Source organism: Bradyrhizobium elkanii USDA 76, assembly GCF_023278185.1.
Lineage (GTDB): Bacteria > Pseudomonadota > Alphaproteobacteria > Rhizobiales > Xanthobacteraceae > Bradyrhizobium > Bradyrhizobium elkanii.
Window position 1 is genome coordinate 6,111,931 of sequence record NZ_CP066356.1, and the last position, 23,080, is coordinate 6,135,010.

Sequence of the window (23,080 nt, forward strand, 5' to 3'; positions counted from 1 at the left end):
CCTTCCTTTCAAGACCGATCGGTCCATATATCGACACGCCAAAAGCGAGAGGCGTCCACGGGCTCCTTACCTGAGGAAGCGATCGAGCAGCGCGTCAGCGGTGGCTTGCGACGTGGTACGCGCCGGAGCCGTTTTGGCGACCACGCGCAGCCCCCACAGGAAACAAATGAGAATTCGGGCGGCACTCGATGGCTCGACGCCAGCGGCCAGCTTGCCCGCGGTCTCCGCACGGGAAAATGCGTCCGCCACCCTGGCCTCCATGGTTTTGAAGAAGCTCGCGAAGCGACGGCCAACCTCGGCATCCTGGCCAGCCAGTTCCATCGCCGTCGCCACCAACAGGCAGCCGCGCCGGCCATTGGCACCGCACGTGCGCTCAACGTAACCGGCAAGGTAGGCCCGCAGGCCATCGACCGGATCTCTGCCGGGATCGAGTTCGTCATCCATCCGCGTCACGGCATCGGCAATGTAGCGATCGAGCGCGCGCAGGAACAGCGAGTGCTTGTCGCCGAAGGCAGCGTAAAGGCTGCCGCGCGAGAGTTTTGTCGCACGCAGCAGGTCCGGCAGCGCCGTGGCGTGATAGCCGCGCGACCAGAACACATTCATGGCGCGCTCGACCGCGGCCTCCGTGTCGAAGCTTCGCGGGCGCCCACGGGGCGACTGCACTGGGGTTTGGCGGCTCATTGCCGATATATAGACCGATTGGTCTTTAAATAGCAAGTGATTGCGATCGATTGCAGCGCGGGCAGTCCGTTGGATGGGTCGAGCGAAGCGAAACTTCACGTTACCGCGCGGAAACAACTGATGGGTTTCGCTGCGCAGCACATCCAGTGTCGTCCTGGCGAAAGCCAGGACCCATTGCCCCGAATGCGAGTCATGAGGCGATGCAATCGCAACAGCTCACTTCAACAACACAACCCTGTGGTTATGGGTCCTGGCTTTCGCCAGGACGACGGCATGATTTTGGCGCAAGGATGCAATTGCAACTGAGTGGCGACTGCGCGTGGCGAATGACACTTGATGTTCACCAACTCCCTGCTACACCGCCGCCCATGAGCTCTTCAAAGACCAGCGCCCCCTCCGCCAAGACATCGGTCGCCGCGATCTCGATCCTCGCCAGCGGCAGCATGGCGGTGGCGAAGTTCGTCGTCGGCATCGCGATCGGATCGCTGGCGCTGATCTCCGAGGCGCTGCACTCGTCGATCGACCTGGTCGCCACCATCATCACCTGGGCGGTGGTGCGGGTGTCGGATCAGCCGGCCGATGCCGAGCATCATTACGGCCACGGCAAGTTCGAGAGCGTCTCGGCACTCGGCATCATCGCTTTGCTCTATGTGCTGGCCGGCGGCATCCTGGTCCAGGCCTACAGTCATCTGCGCGAGGGCGCGCCGCCGCCGTCGATCTCGGCCATCCCCTTCATCGTTCTGGTCATCGATATCGGCGTCAATCTTTGGCGGGCCCGCGCGCTGCACCGCGCCGCGCGCGACACCAAGAGCCAGGCGCTGGCCGCCGACGCGCTGCATTTCGCCTCCGACGTGATGGGCTCGAGCGCCGTCATTGTCGGCCTGGTGCTGGCCGGCTTCGGCTTCTGGTGGGGCGATGCCGCGGCGGCGATCGCGGTCGCGGTGATGATCGCCCTGCTCGGCCTGCGCATGGCGCGGGAGACGGTCGAGACCCTGCTCGACCGCGCGCCCGAAGGCGCGCTGGAGAAGGCCACCGCCGCCATCAAGGCCGTGCCGGGGGTGGTCGATGTCGACCGGTTGCGCGTCCGCATGGTCGGCGCGACGCATTTCATCGATGCCAGCGTCACCGTGCCGCGCACCTACCCGATCGACCGCGTCGAGGACATCAAGCGCCGGGCGCAGGCGGCGGTGGCCAAGACGTTCGGCGACGCCGACCTTACCTTCACCGCGGTGCCGGTGGCGCGCGACAATGAGAGCGTGCGCGAGCGCATCATGGTGATCGCGCGCAATTCCGGCCTCGCCATCCACCACGTCACCGTACACGATATCGGCGGCAAGCTGATCGTCGGTATCGACCTCGAGGTCGACGGCGACATGGCGCTCGACGCGGCGCACGACATCGCCCACAACCTCGAGCGCGCGATCCGCGAGGATTTCGGCGAGGACGTCGAGGTCGACACCCACATCGAGCCGCTCGAGCCGGAACTGCCGTGGGGAACCGACGCCGCGCCCGATCGCGTTGAAACCATCAAGGCCGCGCTGACCGGCTTTGCCGATGGCGGCGCGATCCATGACATCCACAATGTGCGGGTCCGCAACACCGATGCCGGCGAGATCGTCAACTTCCATTGCCGCGCTCGCCCTTCGATGAGTGTGATCAAGGTGCACGAAAGCGTCGACGAGATCGAACGCAAACTGCGCCGTGCGTTCCCCTCCGTGAAGCGTGTGATCAGTCACGCAGAGCCGACGCGCGCGTAATTCTACGGAGCCGTTCCTGTTTCGGACTCACTTTGCGCTGCATGATTCTCTCCGGGACAAGAATTTTTTCGCATTAACGAATCGTTGACTCTCGACAGTCCCGGAAATCTGGATTCAAATGATCATGATTCGGATGCATCGTGGGGAGCATCCGAACCGGGTAAAAATCAGCTTAGAGCGGGGGTCTAAGGCATGGCGCGCGCGCATGCAGCGAACGCGTGCGTCCAATCCGATTCGATCAAGGGATTGGCGCAGTCGATCGCGAAACCGGCCTATCACAGGCTCTTGACGGCCGAGCCTGCACTGCGCCGCGCTGTCCCTACCCTCATCATCGCCTTCCTCATCACGATCTGCCTCGGCGCCTTCGTTCAGGTGATCGACCAGAGCCGGCAGAAGCGCGGCGCGATGAAGCGCGACCTCGCCGCGCTCTCCGACATCCTCGCCGAACGTCTCGATCGCCTGACCTCGGTGCGGCGCGACCGGCTCGCCAACATCGAGCGGATGCAGGAGCTGCTGCCGGACCTGATCCCGTCCTGGGGCATCGCCTATGGCCGCCACGTCATCATCACCAGCGCCGATCACCGCGTGCTGGCGCGCGTGCCGGTCGATGGCGCCGGCGAGAACGACCGCATCCTCGACATCGTCTCCACCGCGCAGCTGCTCGTCGCGCCCGGCCAGCAGGGCACGGTCAGCGACATGACGCTGCCCGGCGGCACCGGCGCGCTGGCGATCTCGCAGCTCGTCAAGTCGCTGCCCGGCCAGGTCGTCGTGATCCAGGAGATGAACGAGCCGATCTGGGGATCGGACGCCGCGCTCTCGGTGACGCTGTCGGCGACCACGAGCTTCGTGGTGCTGATCCTCGGCTTCGCGTTCCACTGGCAATCGACCCGCGCCCGCGAGGGCGACCTGATCAACGACGCCGTGCGCGGCCGGATCGACACCGCGCTCAACCGCGGCCGCTGCGGATTGTGGGACTGGGACCTGTCGCGCGGCAGGATCTTCTGGTCGCAGTCAATGTTCACCTTGCTCGGCCTCGACACCCGTAACGACCTCCTCACCTTCGGCGAGGTCAACGCGCTGGTGAATTCGGACGACATCAACCTGTTCGACATCGCCGACCAGCTGATCTCGGGCAAGATCGATCACATCGACCAGAGCTTCCGCATGCGCCATGTCGGCGGCCACTGGATCTGGCTGCGGGTGCGCTGCGAGCTCAGCCACGCCGCCGCCGACGGCGGCCTGCATCTGATCGGCATCGCGGTCGACATCACCGAGCAGAAGAGCCTCGCCGAGAAGTCGGTGGAAGCCGATCTCAGGCTGCGCGACGCGATCGAGACCATTCCGGAGGCCTTCGTGCTCTGGGATGCCGACGACCGCCTCGTGCTCTGCAACTCGCACTTCCAGCGGCTGCACAGGCTGCCCGATTCCGCCGTCAGCCCCGGCACCTCCTACGAGACCGTGATCGAGGTCGGCAGCATGCCCGAGGTGCGTACCCGCCTGCACGAGAGCGGCGTGCCGGCGCCCGGCGCCCGCACCTTCGAGGCCCAGCTCGACGACGGCAGCTGGCTGCACATCAGCGAGCGCCGCACCAAGGACGGCGGCTACGTCTCCGTCGGCACCGACATCACCCGCATCAAGGCGCACGAGCAGAAGCTGGTCGACAACGATCTGCGCCTGCGCGCCACCGTGATCGACCTGCAGCGCTCGCAAGCCGAGCTGGAACGGCAGGCCGTCGAGCTCGCCGACCTCGCCGAAAAATACTCGCAGGAAAAGACCCGCGCCGAGGACGCCAACGCCGCGAAGTCGAAGTTCCTCGCCAATATGAGCCATGAGCTGCGCACGCCGCTCAACGCCATCATCGGCTTCTCCGAGATCATGGGCAGCGGCCTGTTCGGCACGCTCGGCTCGGACAAGTACGCGGAGTACTGCCACGACATCCTGACGTCGGGGAAATACCTGCTCGAGGTCATCAACGACATTCTCGACATGTCCAAGATCGAGGCCGGCCGCATGAAGTTCGACATGGAGCCGCTCGACCTCTCCGGCATCCTCGCGGAGTCGCTGCGGGTGGTCTCCGGCCGCGCCGAGCACAAGGGATTGTCGCTGGAATCGGATATCGAAAGCACGATCTCGGTCGTCGCCGACCGCCGCGCGGTCAAGCAGATCATCGTCAACCTGCTCTCCAATGCGGTGAAGTTCACGCCCGACCACGGTCGTGTGCTGGTGCGCGGCCAGATGCTGGATGACTCGATCGTGCTTCTGATCGCCGACAGCGGCATCGGCATCGCGCCGGAATCGCTGCGCCGGCTCGGCAAGCCGTTCGAACAGGTCGAGAGCCAGCTCACCAAGAGCTACCAGGGCTCCGGTCTCGGACTTGCGATCGCGCGCTCGCTCACCAATCTGCACGGCGGCTCGATGCGGCTGCGCTCCAGGCTCGGCGTCGGCACCGTCGTGCGCGTCACGCTGCCCCGCGATCCGCGGTCCCTGCAGACGAAGCTGCCGGAAGCGGCCTGACGCCCCACACTACTTCGCAAGCACCCCTTCCAGCAGAGCGGAATCACCGAGCACGGCCAGCGTCTCGCGCGGCGTGAGATGGCGGACCGCCTGGTCGAAGCTGTCGCTTGCCTCGATCCGCGCACGCGCCACCGCGAGGTGAAGATCGATCTCGCCCGGACCGCCGCGCCGCGCCGGCGGCAGCGACGAGAGATGGCGATGCAACAGCGCGGGATCCTGCCGCAGCGTCGCGAGCGCAGGGGCCGACGCGTGTGCCGGCGACGCCGCCAGCTCATTGGCGCGGACCAGCACGCGCGGCGGCTTAGCTTCCTCCGGCGTCACGAACAGCGCGTGCATCGCCGGCCTGGCGGTCCAGGCGCCGATCGGGATCGCAAACAACAGGCCGACGATCACCGGCGACATCCACAGCAGCAGCGGCAGCGACACCGCCCACGCGCTGATCGCCATCGCGACACCGCAGGCGGTCGGAACGCCGTACTTCCGATAGAGCTCGCGCCGCTCGACCGCGCCGTCGTCGCGCCGCTGCGTCTGCCAGCCCGCGTCCCGGCCGAGCAGGATCTCGACGACGGCGATCGACTGGAACACCATCATGACCGGCGCGATCATCGCCGAGATCAGCACTTCGGCGATCACGCCCGTCAAAGCCCGGAAGCCGCCGCCGAATTGCCGGCGCACGTCCGAGCGTGTCAGCAACAGGAGGAAGCCGAGCAGCTTCGGCACGATCAGCAGCGCCATGGTGAGGCCGAACACCCAGGCGGCGAGCACGGGATCCTGCGCCGGCCAGTTCGGGAACAGCGAAAAACCCTTCGGAAAATACTCGGGGCGAATGAAGCGCGCCTGCAACGAGATCAGGATTCCGAGCAGCAGGAACGACAGCCAGAGCGGCGCGGTGATGTAGGAGCCGATGCCGGTCATGAAATGCAGCCGCGAGATCCAGTGCAGCCGGCGCGTCCTCAGCACGGCGAGATGCTGCAAATTGCCCTGGCACCAGCGGCGGTCCCGCGCGGCAAAATCCAATAGCGACGGCGGCACCTCCTCAAAACTGCCGCCGAGCATCGGCGCCATGTAGATGCCCCAGCCGGCGCGCCGCATCAGCGCCGCCTCGACGAAGTCGTGGCTCAGGATATGTCCGCCGAACGGCTTGCGTCCGGAGAGCTCGGGCAGGCCGGCCTGCTGCGCAAATGCCTCGATCCTGATGATGGCATTGTGCCCCCAATAATTGCCCTCGGAGCCGTGCCACCACGCAACGCCGGCGGCGACCATCGGTCCGTAGAGCCGGCCGGCAAACTGCTGCAGGCGGCTGAACAGGCTGCGCGCGTTGACGATGACCGGCAGCGTCTGCAGCAGCGCCGCCTGCGGATTGCTCTCCATGGCGTGCACCATCCGCACCATGGTGTCGCCCGACATCAGGCTGTCGGCGTCGAGCACGATCATGAACCGATAGGCGCCGCCGAACCGGGTGATCCACTCGCCGACATTGCCGGACTTGCGCGCCGTATTGTCGGCGCGATGCCGGTAGAACAGCCGCTGCGCGCCGCAGGCCTCGCACAGCTCGAGGAACGCCCGTTCCTCGGCGATCCAGATATCGGGATCGCGGGTATCGCTGAGCACGAACCAGTCGAAGTTGTCGCCCTGGCCGGTCGCCTCGACGGACTCGTAGATGGCGCGCAGCCGCGCCATCAATTGATGCGGATTCTCGTTGTAGGTCGGGAGCAGGACCGCGGTCCGGCTCGCGAGCTGCGGCAACGGACCATCGTCGCGGATCGGCAGGGCGTTGCCGTTGCGCCGAAGCAGAGCGAAGAAGCCGGCGAGCGCCGAAGCGAACGAAAACGCGATCCAGGCGAGCAGCGCGACGAACAGCACCAGCACCATGCCCTCCATGATCGTCACGCCGCCGACCTGGACCACCATGTACATCTCGTAGGCACCGGCGCCGGTCAGCGCCGCCGTCAGCACCAGGACGAGCGCGCGGCGCATCAACATGCCCGCGCCGACCGACACCGGCTTGCTCACCGCGTGCGGCGGCCGGCCGAGGTCGGCCGCCGACATCGCAAGCGGGCTCTCTTGCGGCAGGAAGCCGTCGGTCGCCGTGGCGACCTCGGGATGAGGCGACGTGACTATGGCGCCCATCGATAGACCCAGATCTCGGAGAGCGGCTTGTCATCTTGCGCCAGATGCGCACGCAGCTCGATCGGGTCCTTCCTGACGGCGCACTGGAAGCTGAGCCGCCATCCGCCGGTATTCGGATTCGGCTGCGTGACGACATTCGTGATCTCGGACTTCTCGGCCGTCACGACGCCCTTGACGCTATTGGGATCGATCCCCTTCAGATTGTCCCCGAACAGGTCGAGCACGAACAGCTTGCTGTTCTCGCCATGCGCGCCGATGCCGCTGCGCGTGAAGCGGGCGAGCGAATGCGGCTTCGGCGCGTCCGGCCCCCAATGCAGGCGATAGGTGAAATTGGTCTCGCTCTTGGCCTTGGGCGGCGCCTTCGGCCGCCAGAACGCGGCGATGTTGTCGTGGATCTCTTCCTTGGTCGGGATCTCGAACAGGATGACCGCGCCCTCGCCCCAGTCGCCGATCGGCTCGACCCAGAGGCTCGGACGCTTCTCGAAGCGCGATTCGATGTCCTGATAAGCGAAGAAATTCTTCTCGCGCTGCATCAGCCCGAAGCCATGCGGATTGACGTCCTGGAACGTGCTGATCTGGAGGTCGCGCGGATTGCTCAGCGGGCGCCACAGGCTCTCGCCCTTGCCGTTGTAGATCGCGAGCCCGTCCGAATCGTGCACCGACGGTCTGAAGTCGTCGACCTCGTTGCGATCGTTGGGCCCGAAGAAGAACATGCTGGTCATCGGCGCAAGGCCGACATGCTCGAGATCGGCGCGCGGATAGAGCGATGCCTCGACATCGAACACCGTGGTCGCTCCAGGCCTGATCGTGAACCGATAGCTTGCCGCGCAGCTCTTGCTGTCGAGCAAGGCGTGAATGACCAGCGAGGTCGCGTTGGGCACCGGGCGCTCGAGCCAGAACGCCTTGAAGAACGGAAACTCCTCGCCCTTGGCCTCGCCGGTATCGATCGACAGGCCGCGCGCCGACAGGCCGTAGGTCTCGTCCTTGGCGACGGCGCGGAAATAGCTCGCGCCGAGGAAGACGCAGACCTCGTCGTAATAGTCCGGCTTGTTGATCGGCGCGTGGATCCGAAATCCGGCAAAGCCGAGGTCGGTCTCGGTGAAGTCAGGCACGGTCTCGCCGAACGAAAACATGTCCTTGCTGTATTTGACTTCGCTGACCTTGCCGTCGGCGACCTCGAAGATACTGACCTTGTTCTTGTAGAAGAAGCCGCGGTGGAAGAACTGTGCCTCGAACGGCAGCTTCGCACCGCGCCACAGCGCGCGCTCGGACGTAAAGCGGATCGAGCGGTACTGGTCGTAGTTCAGGTCCGTCAGGCCGTTCGGCAACTTCTCGTCCGGCGCCTCGAACGACTTGCTGGCGAGATTGCGCGCAAGCTCCCTGACCATGCCTGGGTTGAAGGGTGCGTCCGTCGCGCTCGCTGCGGCGGCGGCCTGGCGCTGTGGCAAGAACATGAGTGTCGGCAACACGGCCGATCCGTGGAGTAACTGGCGACGATTCAAAACAGCTCCTGCTCGCTGACCGGGACGCCGCAATGCAACCGCCGAACCGGCGCTGAGTTCCATCTTTGCTGCGAGCAAGCGAAGATTGTCCGCCGGCTGAACACCAGGACTTGCTTCAACGCAAGCACACAACGCGTGGTCGCTTGCTGCTGTGCCGGAACCGTGACGGAAGGGCCGCGGGAGAATGCCGGGAGCTACGCGCTCTCGAGTGTCGGCGCGACCTCGCGTGCGACCTGCACCAAGGCTGCGATCAGCGGCGTCATCGGATCGCGCTGCGGGATCACGAGGCCAATGCTGTAGTCCACGACCGGATCGACGATCGGAATGCTGCGCACGGCATCCGCAAGGCCGAGTGTCTCGGCGAGCTTGGCCGGCATCACACTGGCCCAGCGGCCGGTCTTCACATGGGTGTAGAGCACGAGCAGCGAATTCGACGTCAGCGTCGGCGTCGCCTCCGCGCCGACCGAGGTCAGCGCGCGATCGATGATGCGGCGGTTCTGCATGTCGGGCGTGAGCAGACAGAGCGGCACGGTGCCGACTTCCTTCCACGTCACCTGCTTGCGGTCGCCGAACATCGCATCCGGCGCCGTCAGCAAGCGATAGCTCTCATTGTAGAGCGGGATGGTGCGGACCTTGCCGATCGGCTCGTTCTCGATATAGGTCAGCCCGGCATCGACCTCGAGATTCTCGAGCAGGCCGAGCACGTCGGCCGACGTGCAGGACTGAATCCGGAACCGCACATCGGGATGGCGCGCCCGGAACGGCGTGGTCAGCGAGGCCACCATGCCGAGCGCGGTCGGGATCGCCGCGATCCGGATCTCGCCCGACAGCTTGTCCTTGAGGCTGTTGATTTCCTGCTTCATCGCGCGCGCATCGCCGACGATGCGCCGCGCCCAGTCCAGCGTCCGCTCCCCTTCCGGCGTGAAGCCCTGGAAGCGGGATCCGCGCTGCACCAGCATGACGCCGAGGATCTCCTCGAGCTGCTTGAGACTGGTCGACATCGTCGGCTGGGTGACGCCGCAGGCCTCCGCAGCCCGGCCGAAATGCCGCTCCTTGGCCAGCGCCAGCAGAAGTTCCAGCTTGTCGATCAAGGTTCAAACCCCTTCGGAATACGGCGCCCCAAGCGGCCGCCCAACACGTCCATAGGTAGCACGATCGGGGTGCGATCCCGAAATCCAAAGCGCCGCGGAAGTGCGTGATTCCAGAACATTATTGCGATCCCGGATCGTCCCATTCGGCAACGCTATTAATCGCGTTTCGCAATCGCCGCATGAGACAGCTTTATTGATGTTTCGAAGGATTCCAACTCTCATGTGCGAAGCAAAAAACTGATCGTGAGAAGCGCTGATGAGTGTGGGATACGAAGCTTGGGACAAGGCACGCGGCGCCGAAATCATCGCCGAGCATGCCGGGCTTGAAGGCGCCACGCTGGTGATGCTGCACGCGCTGCAGGAGGCCTTCGGCTACGTGCCCGAGCCGGCGATCCCGATGGTGGCGGAGGCGCTCAATTTGTCGCGCGCCGAGGTGCATGGCGTGTTCACCTTCTACCATGATTTCCGGAAGCAACCTGCCGGACGCCACGTCCTCAAGCTGTGCCGCGCCGAGGCCTGCCAGGCCGCCGGCGGCGACCGGCTTGCGGCGCGCGCGGAAGCCAGGCTCGGCGTTGCCCTCGGCAATACCACGGCGGATGACCGCGTGACGCTGGAGCCGATCTACTGCCTCGGGCTGTGCGCCACCGCGCCCTCGGCGATGCTGGATGGCCGCGTGGTCGGCCGGCTCGATGAAGCACGGATCGACGCGCTGGTCGCGGAGGCACAGCGATGACGTTGCGAATCTTCATCGCCCGCGATGCCGGCGCGGTCGCCGTCGGGGCCGACGATGTCGCCCTCGCCTTCGAGCAGGCCGCGGCAGCGCGCGGCACGCCGCTCGAGATCGTCAGGACCGGCTCGCGCGGCCTCTATTGGCTGGAGCCGATGGTCGAGCTGGCGACCGCACAAGGCCGCGTCGCGTTCGGCCCGGTCAGCCCGGCGGACGTCCCGTCCCTGCTCGATGCAATGGTCGGCAGCGGCCAGCACGCGTTGCGGCTTGGTGTCACGGACGAGATTCCCTGGCTGAAGCGCCAGACCCGGCTGACTTTCGCCCGCTGCGGCGTGATCGATCCGCGCTCGGTCGACGACTACCGCGCCCATGGCGGCTACAAGGGCCTGGAGCGGGCGCTGACGCTGACCTCTGACCAGATCCTTGCCGACGTCACGACCTCAGGCCTGCGCGGCCGTGGCGGCGCCGGCTTCCCCACCGGCATCAAGTGGAAGACCGTGGCGCAGGCCAGCGCCGACCGCAAATACATCGTCTGCAACGCCGACGAAGGCGACAGCGGCACCTTCGCCGACCGCATGATCATGGAAGGCGACCCCTTCGTCGTGATCGAAGGCATGACGATCGCAGGTATCACGGTAGGCGCCACCAAGGGCTACATCTACATCCGCTCGGAATATCCGCACGCGGTCGAAGCGATGAACGCGGCGATCGTGGCGGCCCGCCGCGCCGGCGTGCTCGGCAAGCGCATCGGCGGCTCCGCCCATGAGTTCGATCTCGAGGTGCGGGTCGGCGCCGGCGCCTATGTCTGCGGCGAAGAGACCTCGCTGCTGGAAAGCCTTGAGGGCCGCCGCGGCATCGTGCGGGCCAAGCCGCCGCTGCCGGCGCACAAGGGCCTGTTCGGCCGCCCGAGCGTGATCAACAACGTGCTGTCGTTCGCGGCGATCCCCTTCATCCTCGACAACGGCGCCAAGGCCTATGCCGATTTCGGCATGGGCCGCTCGCGCGGCACCATGCCGATCCAGCTCGCCGGCAACATCAAATATGGCGGGCTGTTCGAGACCGCGTTCGGCGTCACCCTCGGCGAGCTCGTCGACGAGATCGGCGGCGGCACCTTCACCGGACGCGAGGTGCGCGCGGTTCAGGTCGGCGGCCCGCTCGGGGCCTACTTCCCCCGCGCGCTGTTCGACACGCCGTTCGACTACGAGGCGTTCGCCGCGCGCGACGGCCTGATCGGCCATGGCGGGATCGTGGTGTTCGACGACAGCGTCGACATGGCGAAGCAGGCCCGCTTTGCGATGGAATTCTGCGCGGTCGAATCCTGCGGCAAGTGCACGCCGTGCCGGATCGGCTCGACCCGCGGCGTCGAGACCATCAACAAGATCATCAATGGCGAGCGCGTGGCGGAAAACCTCGCGGTTGTCGAAGACCTCTGCAACACCATGAAATTCGGCTCGCTGTGCGCACTCGGCGGCTTCACGCCCTACCCCGTGATGAGTGCATTGAAACACTTCCGGGAAGATTTCGGCGGAGATCTAGGTCCCGCACCGGCCCACCTGCAGGCCGCGGAATAGCAAGGAAATCACGATGTCGCTGATCCAGGAAACCGATTTCGGCACGCCCAAATCCAAATCCGAAACGATGGTCACGCTGACCATCGACGGCAATCAGATCACGGTGCCCGAGGGCACTTCGATCATGCGCGCGGCGATGGAAGCCGGCACCCAGATTCCAAAACTCTGCGCGACCGACATGGTCGACGCCTTCGGCTCCTGCCGGCTCTGCCTCGTCGAGATCGAGGGCCGCGTCGGCACGCCCGCCTCCTGCACGACGCCGGTCATGCCCGGCCTCGTCGTGCACACCCAGAGCGAGCGGCTGAAAAAGCTGCGCAAGGGCGTGATGGAGCTCTACATCTCCGACCACCCGCTGGACTGCCTAACCTGCGCCGCGAACGGCGACTGCGAATTGCAGGACATGGCGGGCGCCGTCGGTCTGCGCGACGTGCGCTACGGCTATGAGGGTGAGAACCACGTCTTCGCCAAATCGTACGGCTGCGAAAACGACAACTGGATGCCGAAGGACGAGTCGAATCCGTACTTCACCTACGACCCCTCGAAGTGCATCGTCTGCTCGCGCTGCGTCCGGGCCTGCGAGGAGGTGCAAGGCACCTTCGCGCTGACGATCTCCGGCCGCGGCTTCGACAGCCGCGTCTCGCCCGGCATGAACGAAAGCTTCCTCGGCTCCGAATGCGTGTCCTGCGGCGCCTGCGTGCAGGCCTGCCCGACCGCGACGCTGACCGAGAAATCCGTGATCGAGATCGGCCAGCCCGAGCATTCGGTCGTCACCACCTGCGCCTATTGCGGCGTCGGCTGCTCCTTCAAGGCGGAGATGCGCGGCGAGGAAGTGGTGCGCATGGTGCCGTGGAAGGACGGCAAGGCCAACCGCGGCCATTCCTGCGTCAAGGGCCGCTTCGCCTGGGGCTACACCACCCACAAGGAGCGCATCCTGAAGCCGATGATCCGCGAGCGGATCGAGGATCCCTGGCAGGAAGTGTCGTGGGACGAGGCGCTGAACTTCGCCGCGGCGAAGTTCAAGGGCATCCAGCAGAAATACGGCCGCGACGCGGTCGGCGGCATCACCTCGTCACGCTGCACCAATGAAGAGACCTATCTGGTGCAGAAGCTGATCCGCGCCGGCTTCGGCAACAACAATGTCGACACCTGCGCCCGCGTCTGCCATTCGCCGACCGGCTACGGCCTGTCGCAAACCTTCGGGACTTCGGCCGGCACGCAGGATTTCGATTCGGTGGAGGACACCGACGTCGTGCTGATCATCGGCGCCAACCCGGCTTCCGCCCATCCGGTGTTCGCCTCACGGCTGAAGAAGCGGCTGCGTCAGGGCGCCAGGCTGATCGTGATCGATCCGCGTCGCACCGAGATGGTGGAATCGCCGCACGTGAAGGCGCTGCATCTGCCGCTGATGCCCGGCACCAACGTCGCCGTGCTGACCGCGCTCGCCCATGTCATCGTCACCGAAGGGCTCGTCGACGAGGCTTTCGTGCGCGAGCGCTGCGACTGGAGCGAGTTTCAGGACTGGGCGGCTTTCGTCGCCGATCCCAAGCACAGCCCGGAAGCCACCGCGATCATGACCGGCGTCGATCCGAAGGCGCTGCGCGAGGCGGCGCGGCTCTATGCCACCGGCGGCAACGGCGCGATCTATTACGGGCTCGGCGTCACCGAGCACAGCCAGGGCTCGACCACGGTGATCGCGATCGCCAACCTTGCGATGGCGACCGGCAATATCGGCCGGCCCGGCGTCGGCGTGAACCCGCTGCGCGGCCAGAACAACGTGCAGGGCTCCTGCGACATGGGCTCGTTCCCGCACGAGCTGCCGGGCTACCGCCACATCGCCGGCGATGCGGTGCGCGAGCAATTCGAGGCGATGTGGAACGTCAAGCTCAACAACGAGCCGGGTCTGCGCATCCCGAACATGTTCGACGCCGCCATCGAAGGCAGCTTCATGGGGCTTTACGTGCAGGGCGAGGACATCCTGCAGTCCGATCCGAACACCAAGCACGTGGTGGCGGCGCTGTCGGCGATGGAATGCGTGATCGTCCACGATCTCTTCCTGAACGAGACCGCCAACTACGCCCACGTCTTCCTGCCCGGCTCGACCTTCCTCGAGAAGGACGGCACCTTCACCAATGCCGAACGCCGCATCCAGCGCGTCCGCAAGGTGATGACGCCGCTCAACGGCTATGCCGACTGGGAAGTGACGATCATGCTCGGCAAGGCGATGGGCTTTGAGATGAACTACGCCCATCCATCCGAGATCATGGACGAGATCGCGGCGCTGACGCCGACCTTCGCGGGCGTCTCCTATGCCAGGCTCGACGAGCTCGGCTCGGTGCAGTGGCCCTGCAACGAAAAGGCGCCGGAAGGCACCCCGGTGATGCATATCGGCGGCTTCGTGCGCGGCAAGGGCAAGTTCATCCTCACCGAATATATCGCGACCGACGAACGCACCGGCCCGCGCTATCCGCTGCTGCTCACCACCGGCCGCATCCTCAGCCAGTACAATGTCGGCGCGCAGACCCGCCGCACCGAGAACGTGGTGTGGCACGCCGAGGACCGGCTGGAGATCCATCCGCATGACGCCGAACAGCGCGGCGTGCGCGACGGCGACTGGGTGCGGCTGGCGAGCCGTGCCGGCGAGACCACGCTGCGCGCCGAGATCACCGACCGCGTGGCGCCGGGCGTGGTCTACACCACGTTCCACCACCCTGACACCCAGGCCAACGTCATCACGACCGACTTCTCGGACTGGGCCACCAACTGTCCCGAGTACAAGGTCACCGCGGTGCAGATCTCGCCGTCGAACGGCCCGTCCGACTGGCAGAAGGCCTATGACGAGCAGGCACGCCACTCCCGCCGCATCGCCGCGCCGGTGGTGGAAGCCGCGGAGTAGCGATGCGCGAGCCCGTCTATCAGGCGAACCGGAAGGTCTGGCGCAACGGCGCCTTCAGCGACGGCGCGCGCCTGATCCCGGAGGAGACGCCGCTCGCGCTGACCTATAATGGCGGCACCTACGCCGTGATGATGGGCTCGCCCGAGGACCTCGGCGACTTCGCCGTGGGATTCAGCCTGAGCGAAGGCATCGTGCAAGCGGCCGACGAGATCGAGACCCTCGACATCGTCGAGCTCGATGACGGCATCGAGCTTCGGATGTGGCTCAGGCCTGACAGGGCCGAGCGGATCGCCGAGCGGCGGCGCAACATCGCCGGACCAACCGGCTGCGGCCTGTGCGGGCTCGATTCCATCAGCGAGGCGGTTCGGCCGGCCGCGGTGGTGCGCAGGGGCCGCGCCTTCTCGCCGCGCGAGATCATGGCGGCCGTGGCGGCGGTCGCGCCGCTGCAGGAGATCAACCACCAGACCCGCGCCGTGCACGCCGCGGCGTTCTGGACGGGCGCGCGCGGCATCGTGGCGCTGCGCGAGGATGTCGGCCGCCACAATGCACTCGACAAGCTCGCCGGCGCGCTGGCCCGCGACAAGGTGATAGCCGGCGAAGGCATGGTACTGCTGACCAGCCGAGTCTCGGTCGAAATGGTGCAGAAGACCGCCGCGATCGGCGCGCCGCTGATTGCGGCGGTGTCGGCGCCGACCGCGCTTGCGGTGCGGATGGCTGATGCCGCCGGCATCACGCTCGCCGCGATCGCTCGCGCCGATGGATTTGAAATCTTTACGCATCCGGAACGCGTCACAGGCGCGGTGGCCGGCAAGGAGTCCGCTTATGTCGTCGTCGCCTGACAAACTGGTCTATATGGCGAACCAGATCGGAAAGTTCTTCCACAGCCAGGGCCACGACCGCGCCGTGCAGGGCATTTCCGAGCACATCTGGAAGTTCTGGGACCCGCGGATGCGCAAGCAGATCTTCGCCCATCTCGACGCCGGCGGCACCGGCCTCGATCCCGACGTCCGCGATGCCTTGCAGAAGCTGAAGCAGCAGGCGTAGCGAACTGCAAACCCCACACTGTTTCTCACCGTCACCCTGAGGTGCGAGCGGAGCGAGCCTCGAAGGGTCGACGGCCCGGCTGGTGGCCGTGCATCCTTCGAGACGCGCTACGCGCTCCTCAGGATGACGGGTCCAACATTCTTCTCAGCCCCCGCCCACGATCGTGTTGAAGACGCGGCGCACCTCGCTCTGGGTCTCGCGCAGGCGGGCTTCCAGTGCGGAGAAATCCGGCGTGTCCCCGGCCCGCGCCATTACGCGCAGCAGGTCTTCGCCCGCCGTCTCCGGATTGAACTTGCCGGTGACGCACAGCCGCAGGATCTGCGTCAGGTCATGGTAGAGCCGCGCCGCCGAGCGCAGGATCTCGGCCTCGGACTGGCCGAGCAGGCCGAGCTTGGCGGCATTGTCGAGCACCTGCAGCGTGGAGACGCTGAGGATTTCCGGCTTCACCGCGGCATGCGCGAGCTGGAGATATTGCGCGATGAAATCGATGTCGACGAGCCCGCCGGCGGCGAGCTTGATATCCCAGACATCGTCCTCGCCCTTCTCCAGCGCGATCGCGCGCCGCATGTCGGCGACGTCGGCCGCGGTCGACGCCGCATCGCGCGGCCGGGTCAGCACGCTGCGGATGATCGCCTCGATCTTCTCGCGGAACTCAGGCGACGACGAGATCACGCGGGCGCGCGTCAGCGCCATGTGCTCCCAGGTCCAGGCCTCGCGCTCCTGGTAGTCGGAGAATGAATCGATCCGCGAGGCGACCGGGCCGGCGCGCCCCGACGGGCGCAGCCGCATGTCGACCTCATAGAGCACGCCGTAATTGGTCCGGGTCGTGAAGGCGCTGATCAGGCGCTGGGTGAAGCGGGCAAAATACTGCGCGCCATGCAGCGAGCGCTCGCCGTCGGAGTCCGGCGCCTCGCTGTCGAAATCGTACAGCAGGATCAAATCGAGGTCGGAGGACGCCGTCATCTCGCGGCTGCCGAGCCGGCCCATCGCGACGATCGCGGTCTCCTGCCCCTTGATCCGGCCATATTGCGCGGCGAACTGGTCGGTGACGAGGCCATGCACGGTGTGCACGATGCCCTCGGCCACATCGGCAAAGGCGGTGCTGGCGTGCTGCGCCGACACCGTGCCGGACAGGATCCGCGTGCCGATCAGGAACAGGCTCTCCTGGCCGAACAGCCTCAGCCGATCGAGGAAATCCTCGTAGGACGACGCATCCTGCAGCGTGGCGGCGAGCCGCGCCGACAGTTCCTTCTTGTCCGGCATCGCGCCGAAGAAGCGCGGGTCGACCAGGCCGTCCATGATCTGCGGCTGCCGCGCCAGCATGTCGCCGAGCCGCGGTGCCGCGCCGAGGATCAGCGCCACCAGCGCGACGAAATCACGATTCTGGCTGAGCAGCGAGATCAGCCGCCCGCCCCGCTGCAGCGCGCCGAGGAAACGGTCGAACGCCGCCACCGCATCGTCCGGCTCCTCGGCATGCGCGAGGCCGTCGATCAGGCCGGGAATGAATTCCAGGAACGCGGCGCGCGTCGCCTCGACGCGCAGCGCGCGATAATCGCCCTCGATCCATTGCTGCACGGTGCCGGCAACCGCGATCGGCTTCTTGAAGCCGAGATGGGCGAGATGCTCGATCAGGCGGGCATCCTCGGGCCCGGCGCCATAGTCGATATCCGGCAGCTTTGCGGTGCCGGTCGGATCGTCGCCCTCGAACAGCTTGCCATAGTGGTTCTGCACGATCTTGAGCTGGCCGAGCAGGTCCCTGGCGAAGGTCTCGCGATTCTCGTAGCCGAAGAAATGCGCAAAGCGCTCGACGTCCTCAGGCGCTTCGGGCAGCGAATGGGTCTGCTCGTCGGCGATCATCTGCAGCCGGTGCTCGACCCGGCGCAGGAATTCGTAGGCCGTCGTCAGCTCGTCGCGCGCTTCAAAGGTGATCCAGTTGCTGTTGGCGAGCACGTTGAGCGCCTCCAGCGTCGGCCGCGCCCGCAACTCCGGATGGCGGCCGCCGGCGATCAACTGCTGGGTCTGGGCGAAGAACTCGATCTCGCGGATGCCGCCGCGGCCGACCTTGACGTTATGGCCCTCGACCGAGATCTCGCTCTGGCCGCGATAGGTCTGCATCTGCCGCTTCATGTCGTGGACATCGGCAAGCGCGGCAAAATCCAGATGCTTGCGCCAGACGAACGGCGCGAGCTCGGCGATCAGCGCCTCGCCGGCCTTCGGATCGCCGGCACAGGGCCGCGCCTTGATCATCGCGGCCCGCTCCCAGGTGCGCCCCTCGCGCTCGTAATAATGCAAAGCCGCATCGGTCGAGATCGCGACCTGGGTCGAGGCCGGGTCCGGCCGCAGCCTGAGATCGACCCGGAACACGTAGCCGTCGCCCGAGCGCTGCTGCAGCATCCGCGCCATCGCCTGGGTGACGCGCACGAAGAACGGCTGCGGCTCGATGTCCTCGGCGAGCGAAGTGGCCGCGCGATCGAAGAACACGATCAGGTCGACGTCGCTGGAATAGTTCAGCTCGCCGGCCCCCATCTTGCCCATCGCGAGCACGATCAGGCCCGAGCCTGCCTCGGGGTGATCGGGGTCGGCGGCGGTCATCCGGCCGCGGGCCACTTCCTGCCGGAACAAATATCGCAGCGCCGATTGCACCGAATTCACCGCGATGTCGGTCAGCGCCGCCGTCACCCGCATCACCGGCCAGACGCCGCCGATGTCGCACAGCGCGATCATCAGCGCGGCCTCCGCCTTCATGCGGCGAAGCAGAACCATCACGTCGGCCTCGCTGCCGGCGGCGAGCACCTCGCGCGACGTCGTCTCGATCAAGCCGGCCAGATGCTGTTCCGGGTCGCATGACAGGATCCGGATCAGCCGCGCGGCGTCGGCGCGCGCGAGCTCGAACAAATAGGGCGAGAACTCGGCGATGCCGCGCAGGATGTCCCGTGCGAACGGATGTTCGAGCAACGCATTGAGCGCGGCCGATTGCGCCGGCTCGAGCTCGGCGAACCAGTCGGTCAGGCGCTGATCGGCGGATACGGGCGCGGCGACACGCGGTCCGTCCGCGAACCGCGCGGCCAGACGATGTCGATCCGCGTTTCCCGGCGCGGCGGCATTCATGCCGCCTTCTGTGGCACATCCTGCGTTTGAGCCGCAAGCCTGTCACTGCCGCCCGCCCGCGCGGGCAGCACCAGGGTAGCGACCAGCCCCGGATGGGCATCGCCGAGCCTCAGCTCGCCGCCGTGAAGCGTGGCGACCGCCGAGGCCAGGCTGAGGCCGAGACCGGAACCGGGTAAGGTGCGGCTCGCCTCGAGCCGGACGAAGCGCTCGACCGCGTGCTTGCGGTCGGCCTCGGGAATGCCCGGGCCGTGGTCGGTGACGCTGAGCAGGACCTGGTCGCCCTCGCGCCGCGCCTCGATCAGGATCTCCCGCGCATCCGCATTGAGCGGCTGCACGCTCGCGTCGGGCTTGCCGTATTTGATGGCATTCTCGACCAGGTTGGCGACCGCCTGGCTGATCAATTCGCGGTTGCCGTGAATCGGCGCCGACACGGTCTTCACCTGCAGCGTCATGCCGTCGTCCTCGGCCAGCGGCTCGTACAGTTCGTGGATGCCGTTGGCGACATCGGCGCCGTCGAAATCGTCCATATTGCCGCGCGCCTGGCCGGACTCGGCACGCGCGATCATCAACAGGGCGTTGAAGGTACGGATCAGCCCGTCGGATTCCTCGATGGTCCGCTCGAGCGCCGCGCGATAGTCGGCCTCGCAGCCCGACCGCGCCAGCGCCTCCTCGGCGCGGTTGCGCAGCCGCGTCAGCGGTGTCTTGAGGTCATGGGCGATGTTGTCGGAGACCTCCTTCAGCCCCGTCATCAGCGCCTCAATGCGCTCGAGCATGGCATTGAGATTTTCCGCCAGGCGATCGAGCTCGTCGCCGCTGCGGCCGACCGGCAGACGGCCGGACAGATCGCCGGCCATGATGCGCTTGGTGGTTCCGGTCATGGCGTCGATCCGGTGCAGCACGCGACGGGCGACGAAGATGCCGCCGCCGATGCCGAGCACGACGACGACGAGGATCGACCATTGCGCGGCCTTGGCGACGATGCCGAACAGCCGCCGCCGTTCCTCGAGGTCGCGCCCGACCAGCAGGCGGAAGCCGTTGTCCATCTGGGTGACCCGCACCAGCGCGCGGTGATCGGTCTTGTCCTGGTCGTCGAGCCGGCGATAGGCGGTCTCCGTCCAGCCCTGCGTGCTCATCACGCCCGGCGCCAGCGCGCCGACATTGCCGGCGAGCATCTGCCCGTTCGGCGCCGTCACCAGATAGAGGTTGGCGCCCGGCCGCAGCGCACGATTGCCCATGGTGCCCAGCAGGCCGCGCAGACCGCGGCGGTTGTAGATGTCGGTGATCTCGCTGATCTCGACGTTGACCGTCGTCGTGATCTGCTCGGTGATCAGCCGCCGCGTGTTCCAGGCGAAGTAAGCCAGCAGCGAGGCCGCGAACAGCGCGAACAGGAATAGGTAGACCAGCGTCAGCCGAAACGCCGTGGTCCGGATCAGTTTACCGAATGCCGTCACGGATCATATACCCCGCGCCGCGGATGGTATGCAGCAGCGGCCGCTCAAAACCCTTGTCGATCTTGGAGCGCAGCCGCGAGATGTGGACGTCGATGACGTTGGTCTGCGGATCGAAATGATAGTCCCAGACATTCTCGAGCAGCATGGTGCGCGTCACCACCTGCCCGGCATGCTTCATGAGATATTCGAGCAGGCGGAACTCGCGCGGCTGCAAGGTCAGCTCGTCCTTGCCGCGGGCGACGCGATGCGACAGTCGGTCGAGCTCGAGGTCGCCGACCCGGTAGGTCGTCTCCTCGGCCGGGCCGACATTGCGCCGCGACAGCACCTCGACGCGCGCGAGCAGCTCGGCGAAGGAATAGGGTTTCGGCAGGTAGTCGTCGCCGCCGGCGCGCAGGCCCTTGATGCGGTCATCGACCTGGCCGAGCGCCGAGAGGATCAGGACCGGCGTCCGGTTGCCCTTGTCGCGCAGGCTGCCGATCAGCGACAGGCCGTCACGCTTCGGCAGCATGCGATCCACAACCAGCACGTCGTAGTCGCCGGTCTCGGCCATCGACAGCCCTTCCTCGCCATCGGAGGCGAGATCGGCGATATAGCCGACTTCGCGGAATGCCTTGACCAGATAGTCGGCTGACTCACGGTCGTCTTCGATGATCAGGATGCGCATTTGCGGAGCGATTGCGGTCACGGGAATTGGCCCTCTGTCAGCATGACGCGGCCGGCCTGCACATGCAAGACGACCGCGCATATTCCGGGAATCTCGTGGGCGCATGATCTCCGCGCAAACCCGTTCCGGGTTTGTCGCGGGGGAAAACCGGTCTCCACTTTTCCGAATCATGCGCTGAAAAAAGTGGGCGGTGAAGCTGGGGGACCTCACCGCCCTGAGACCTTCCGACAGAGGGGGGCATATTCCATCGAAAGGCAACGTAGGGAGCGAGCAAGGGGCCCGCCCCCCGGAAAGCGCCGTCGGCGGGGGCGACTGATGCCGGCGACGCTTTCCAACTCATAGATAGTTATCCCTTCGCCAGCGGCACTGCCACAAAGCGCGACGAACCGCCGCTCTTCACGCGCATGAGAACGCTGTTCTTGCTGTCATTGCGCGCCGCGGTGATCGCATCACGCACTTCACCGGCGGTGCCGACGGACTTGCCGGCGACCTCGAGGATCACGTCGCCTTCCTTGAAGCCCCGCTCGGCGGCAGCACTCTTGGGATCGACTTCGGTCACGACCACGCCTTCCTTGCCAGCGCCGGCCACGCTGTTGGCGGGCGCCACGGTGAGGCCGAGCTTCGGCACGTCGGTGCCGCGGGACGAATTGCCCTTGTCGCTCTTGTCGGTGTCAGCCTTGGCTTCCAGGTTGTTCGGCAGCTGGCCGAGCGTGAGGTTGACGGTCTTGTCCTGACCCTTGTGCAGCACGTTCAGCTTCACGGCGTTGCCGGGCGCGAGGCCACCGATGGTGCGGGCGAGCTCACGCGCATCCTTCACCGGCTCGCCGTTGACGGAGGTGATGACGTCACCGGACTCGATGCCGGCCTTGGCCGCGGGGCCGTTGGCCTGCGGTTCGGCAACCAGCGCGCCTTCGGCCTTCTTCATGCCGAGGCTGTCGGCGATGTCGGAGGTCACCGGCTGGATCTGGACGCCGATCCAGCCACGGCTGACCGCGCCCTTGTCCTTCAGCTGGGCGACGACGCTCTTGACGGTCTGGGCCGGGATCGAGAACGCGATGCCGACGCTGCCGCCGGACGGCGAGTAGATCGCCGTGTTGACGCCCATCACCTCACCGGACACGTCGAACGCCGGGCCACCCGAATTGCCCTTGTTCACGGGCGCATCGATCTGGATGAAATCGTCATACGGGCCGTTGCCGATGTCGCGGCCGGAGGCCGAGACGATGCCCGCGGTCACGGTGCCGCCGAGGCCGAACGGATTGCCGACCGCCAGCACCCAGTCGCCGATGCGCGGCTTGGAGTCGGACAGCTTGGCGAACTGGAAATTCGAGCCGCCCTCGACCTTGATCAGCGCGAGGTCGGTGCGCGGATCGGTGCCGATCACCTTGGCGGAATAGGTCTTGCCGTCGTCGGTGGTGACTTCGACCTTGTCGGCGCCGTCGACGACGTGGTTGTTGGTCACGGCAAAGCCGTCAGCCGAGATGAAGAAGCCGGAGCCCTGGCCCGTCACCACGCCACCGCCACGCGGTCCACCGCGCAGGCCCGGGGGCAAGCCATCCGGACCGCCGAAGCGGCGGAAGAAGCGCTCCATCGGCGAACCCGGCTGGAACGGCGAATCGTCATTGTTACTGTCGTCCTTCGCGACCTTCTCGCGAATGTTGACCTTGACCGAGATCACCGACGGCTTCACGCGCTCGACGATGTCGGCAAACCCGACCGGCTGCTGAACCTTCTTGACCTCGTTATTGACCTGCGCATGCGCGGGCGTCGTGAACAGGTCGGCGGGGTTGTGCGAGGGGCTGAAGCCGTAGGTGGCGGCACCGAGGCCGGCCACGACCGACGCCATCAGCGCGAGTTTGCGGGCAGAAAACAGCGAGCGCTTCGGCGCCTTGTAGGACGGAAGGGTCGAGAGGTCGGGACGGTCGGTCATGTCTTGAAATCTCCAGG

At 66.3% G+C, this 23,080-nt stretch carries 15 protein-coding genes; 7 read left to right on the plus strand and 8 right to left on the minus strand.

The window, feature by feature from the left end; translation table 11 throughout:
- Positions 1 to 66 precede the first annotated feature (66 nt).
- A complete protein-coding gene (locus JEY66_RS29605; RefSeq protein ID WP_172649186.1) occupies positions 67 to 681 on the minus strand; it encodes a TetR/AcrR family transcriptional regulator in 615 nt (204 codons plus the stop codon).
- A gap of 368 nt (positions 682 to 1,049) precedes the next feature.
- Here JEY66_RS29605 and JEY66_RS29610 point away from each other — a divergent pair, with 368 nt between their 5' ends.
- Positions 1,050 to 2,438: a cation-efflux pump gene (locus JEY66_RS29610; protein WP_026192539.1), complete on the plus strand. Its 1,389-nt coding sequence runs from the start codon at positions 1,050 to 1,052 to the stop codon at positions 2,436 to 2,438.
- Between the two features lie 192 nt (positions 2,439 to 2,630).
- Positions 2,631 to 4,952, plus strand: coding sequence for a sensor histidine kinase (locus tag JEY66_RS29615; protein ID WP_018270742.1), 2,322 nt, complete (start codon positions 2,631 to 2,633; stop codon positions 4,950 to 4,952).
- Positions 4,953 to 4,961: 9 nt separating this feature from the next.
- Here JEY66_RS29615 and mdoH read toward each other — a convergent pair whose 3' ends face one another.
- The 3 genes from mdoH to JEY66_RS29630 all read right to left on the minus strand — a co-directional run bounded on the left by mdoH (position 4,962) and on the right by JEY66_RS29630 (position 9,675).
- Positions 4,962 to 7,082 carry a glucans biosynthesis glucosyltransferase MdoH gene (gene mdoH, locus JEY66_RS29620; protein WP_018270741.1) on the minus strand — a complete coding sequence of 707 codons (2,121 nt, stop codon included), beginning with the start codon at positions 7,080 to 7,082 and terminating at the stop codon, positions 4,962 to 4,964.
- Positions 7,070 to 8,536, minus strand: a complete 1,467-nt coding sequence (locus tag JEY66_RS29625) for a glucan biosynthesis protein G (protein ID WP_018270740.1) — start codon at positions 8,534 to 8,536, stop codon at positions 7,070 to 7,072. Before JEY66_RS29625 ends, mdoH begins: the two co-directional genes overlap by 13 nt.
- 242 nt (positions 8,537 to 8,778) lie before the next feature.
- Positions 8,779 to 9,675 carry a LysR family transcriptional regulator gene (locus JEY66_RS29630; protein ID WP_018270739.1) on the minus strand — a complete coding sequence of 299 codons (897 nt, stop codon included), beginning with the start codon at positions 9,673 to 9,675 and terminating at the stop codon, positions 8,779 to 8,781.
- A 256-nt stretch (positions 9,676 to 9,931) separates the two neighbouring features.
- On the opposite strand from JEY66_RS29630, the gene JEY66_RS29635 reads away from it, so the two are divergent.
- The 5 genes from JEY66_RS29635 to JEY66_RS29655 are packed head-to-tail and all read left to right on the plus strand — an operon-like array spanning position 9,932 to position 15,910.
- Positions 9,932 to 10,408, plus strand: coding sequence for a formate dehydrogenase subunit gamma (locus JEY66_RS29635; RefSeq protein ID WP_018270738.1), 477 nt, complete (start codon positions 9,932 to 9,934; stop codon positions 10,406 to 10,408).
- Positions 10,405 to 11,973, plus strand: a complete 1,569-nt coding sequence (locus JEY66_RS29640; protein WP_018270737.1) for a formate dehydrogenase beta subunit — start codon at positions 10,405 to 10,407, stop codon at positions 11,971 to 11,973. Before JEY66_RS29635 ends, JEY66_RS29640 begins: the two co-directional genes overlap by 4 nt.
- A 13-nt stretch (positions 11,974 to 11,986) precedes the next feature.
- Positions 11,987 to 14,866, plus strand: coding sequence for a formate dehydrogenase subunit alpha (gene fdhF / locus JEY66_RS29645; RefSeq protein WP_018270736.1), 2,880 nt, complete (start codon positions 11,987 to 11,989; stop codon positions 14,864 to 14,866).
- 2 nt (positions 14,867 to 14,868) lie between these two features.
- Complete coding sequence (fdhD, locus tag JEY66_RS29650; protein ID WP_018270735.1) at positions 14,869 to 15,705, plus strand: formate dehydrogenase accessory sulfurtransferase FdhD; 837 nt, start codon at positions 14,869 to 14,871, stop codon at positions 15,703 to 15,705.
- On the plus strand, positions 15,689 to 15,910 hold the full coding sequence (locus JEY66_RS29655; protein ID WP_016842332.1) for a formate dehydrogenase subunit delta: 222 nt from the start codon (positions 15,689 to 15,691) through the stop codon (positions 15,908 to 15,910). Before fdhD ends, JEY66_RS29655 begins: the two co-directional genes overlap by 17 nt.
- 144 nt (positions 15,911 to 16,054) lie before the next feature.
- Here the strand turns inward: JEY66_RS29655 and JEY66_RS29660 are convergent, their stop codons facing one another.
- The 4 genes from JEY66_RS29660 to JEY66_RS29675 form a co-directional block, all read right to left on the minus strand.
- A complete protein-coding gene (locus JEY66_RS29660; RefSeq protein WP_018270734.1) occupies positions 16,055 to 19,018 on the minus strand; it encodes a bifunctional [glutamine synthetase] adenylyltransferase/[glutamine synthetase]-adenylyl-L-tyrosine phosphorylase in 2,964 nt (987 codons plus the stop codon).
- A complete protein-coding gene (locus JEY66_RS29665; RefSeq protein ID WP_018270733.1) occupies positions 19,015 to 20,469 on the minus strand; it encodes a sensor histidine kinase in 1,455 nt (484 codons plus the stop codon). Before JEY66_RS29665 ends, JEY66_RS29660 begins: the two co-directional genes overlap by 4 nt.
- Positions 20,453 to 21,133 (minus strand): response regulator transcription factor, encoded by a 681-nt coding sequence (locus tag JEY66_RS29670; protein ID WP_016842329.1) that lies wholly within the window; start codon positions 21,131 to 21,133, stop codon positions 20,453 to 20,455. The genes JEY66_RS29665 and JEY66_RS29670 overlap by 17 nt, the downstream gene beginning before the upstream one ends.
- 346 nt (positions 21,134 to 21,479) lie before the next feature.
- Entirely contained in the window at positions 21,480 to 23,063 is a 1,584-nt protein-coding gene (locus JEY66_RS29675; protein ID WP_016842328.1) for a Do family serine endopeptidase, read from the minus strand.
- Positions 23,064 to 23,080 lie beyond the last annotated feature (17 nt).

Excerpts from the sequence above, each read along its gene's own strand:
- JEY66_RS29605 (WP_172649186.1), bottom strand. The coding sequence starts at position 681 with ATGAGCCGCCAAACCCCAGTGCAGTCGCCCCGTGGGCGCCCGCGAAGC.
- JEY66_RS29610 (WP_026192539.1), top strand. The coding sequence starts at position 1,050 with ATGAGCTCTTCAAAGACCAGCGCCCCCTCCGCCAAGACATCGGTCGCC.
- JEY66_RS29615 (WP_018270742.1), top strand. The coding sequence starts at position 2,631 with ATGGCGCGCGCGCATGCAGCGAACGCGTGCGTCCAATCCGATTCGATC.
- mdoH (WP_018270741.1), bottom strand. The coding sequence starts at position 7,082 with ATGGGCGCCATAGTCACGTCGCCTCATCCCGAGGTCGCCACGGCGACC.
- JEY66_RS29625 (WP_018270740.1), bottom strand. The coding sequence starts at position 8,536 with ATGTTCTTGCCACAGCGCCAGGCCGCCGCCGCAGCGAGCGCGACGGAC.
- JEY66_RS29635 (WP_018270738.1), top strand. The coding sequence starts at position 9,932 with ATGAGTGTGGGATACGAAGCTTGGGACAAGGCACGCGGCGCCGAAATC.
- JEY66_RS29640 (WP_018270737.1), top strand. The coding sequence starts at position 10,405 with ATGACGTTGCGAATCTTCATCGCCCGCGATGCCGGCGCGGTCGCCGTC.
- fdhF (WP_018270736.1), top strand. The coding sequence starts at position 11,987 with ATGTCGCTGATCCAGGAAACCGATTTCGGCACGCCCAAATCCAAATCC.
- fdhD (WP_018270735.1), top strand. The coding sequence starts at position 14,869 with ATGCGCGAGCCCGTCTATCAGGCGAACCGGAAGGTCTGGCGCAACGGC.
- JEY66_RS29655 (WP_016842332.1), top strand. The coding sequence starts at position 15,689 with ATGTCGTCGTCGCCTGACAAACTGGTCTATATGGCGAACCAGATCGGA.
- JEY66_RS29660 (WP_018270734.1), bottom strand. The coding sequence starts at position 19,018 with ATGAATGCCGCCGCGCCGGGAAACGCGGATCGACATCGTCTGGCCGCG.
- JEY66_RS29670 (WP_016842329.1), bottom strand. The coding sequence starts at position 21,133 with ATGCGCATCCTGATCATCGAAGACGACCGTGAGTCAGCCGACTATCTG.
- JEY66_RS29675 (WP_016842328.1), bottom strand. The coding sequence starts at position 23,063 with ATGACCGACCGTCCCGACCTCTCGACCCTTCCGTCCTACAAGGCGCCG.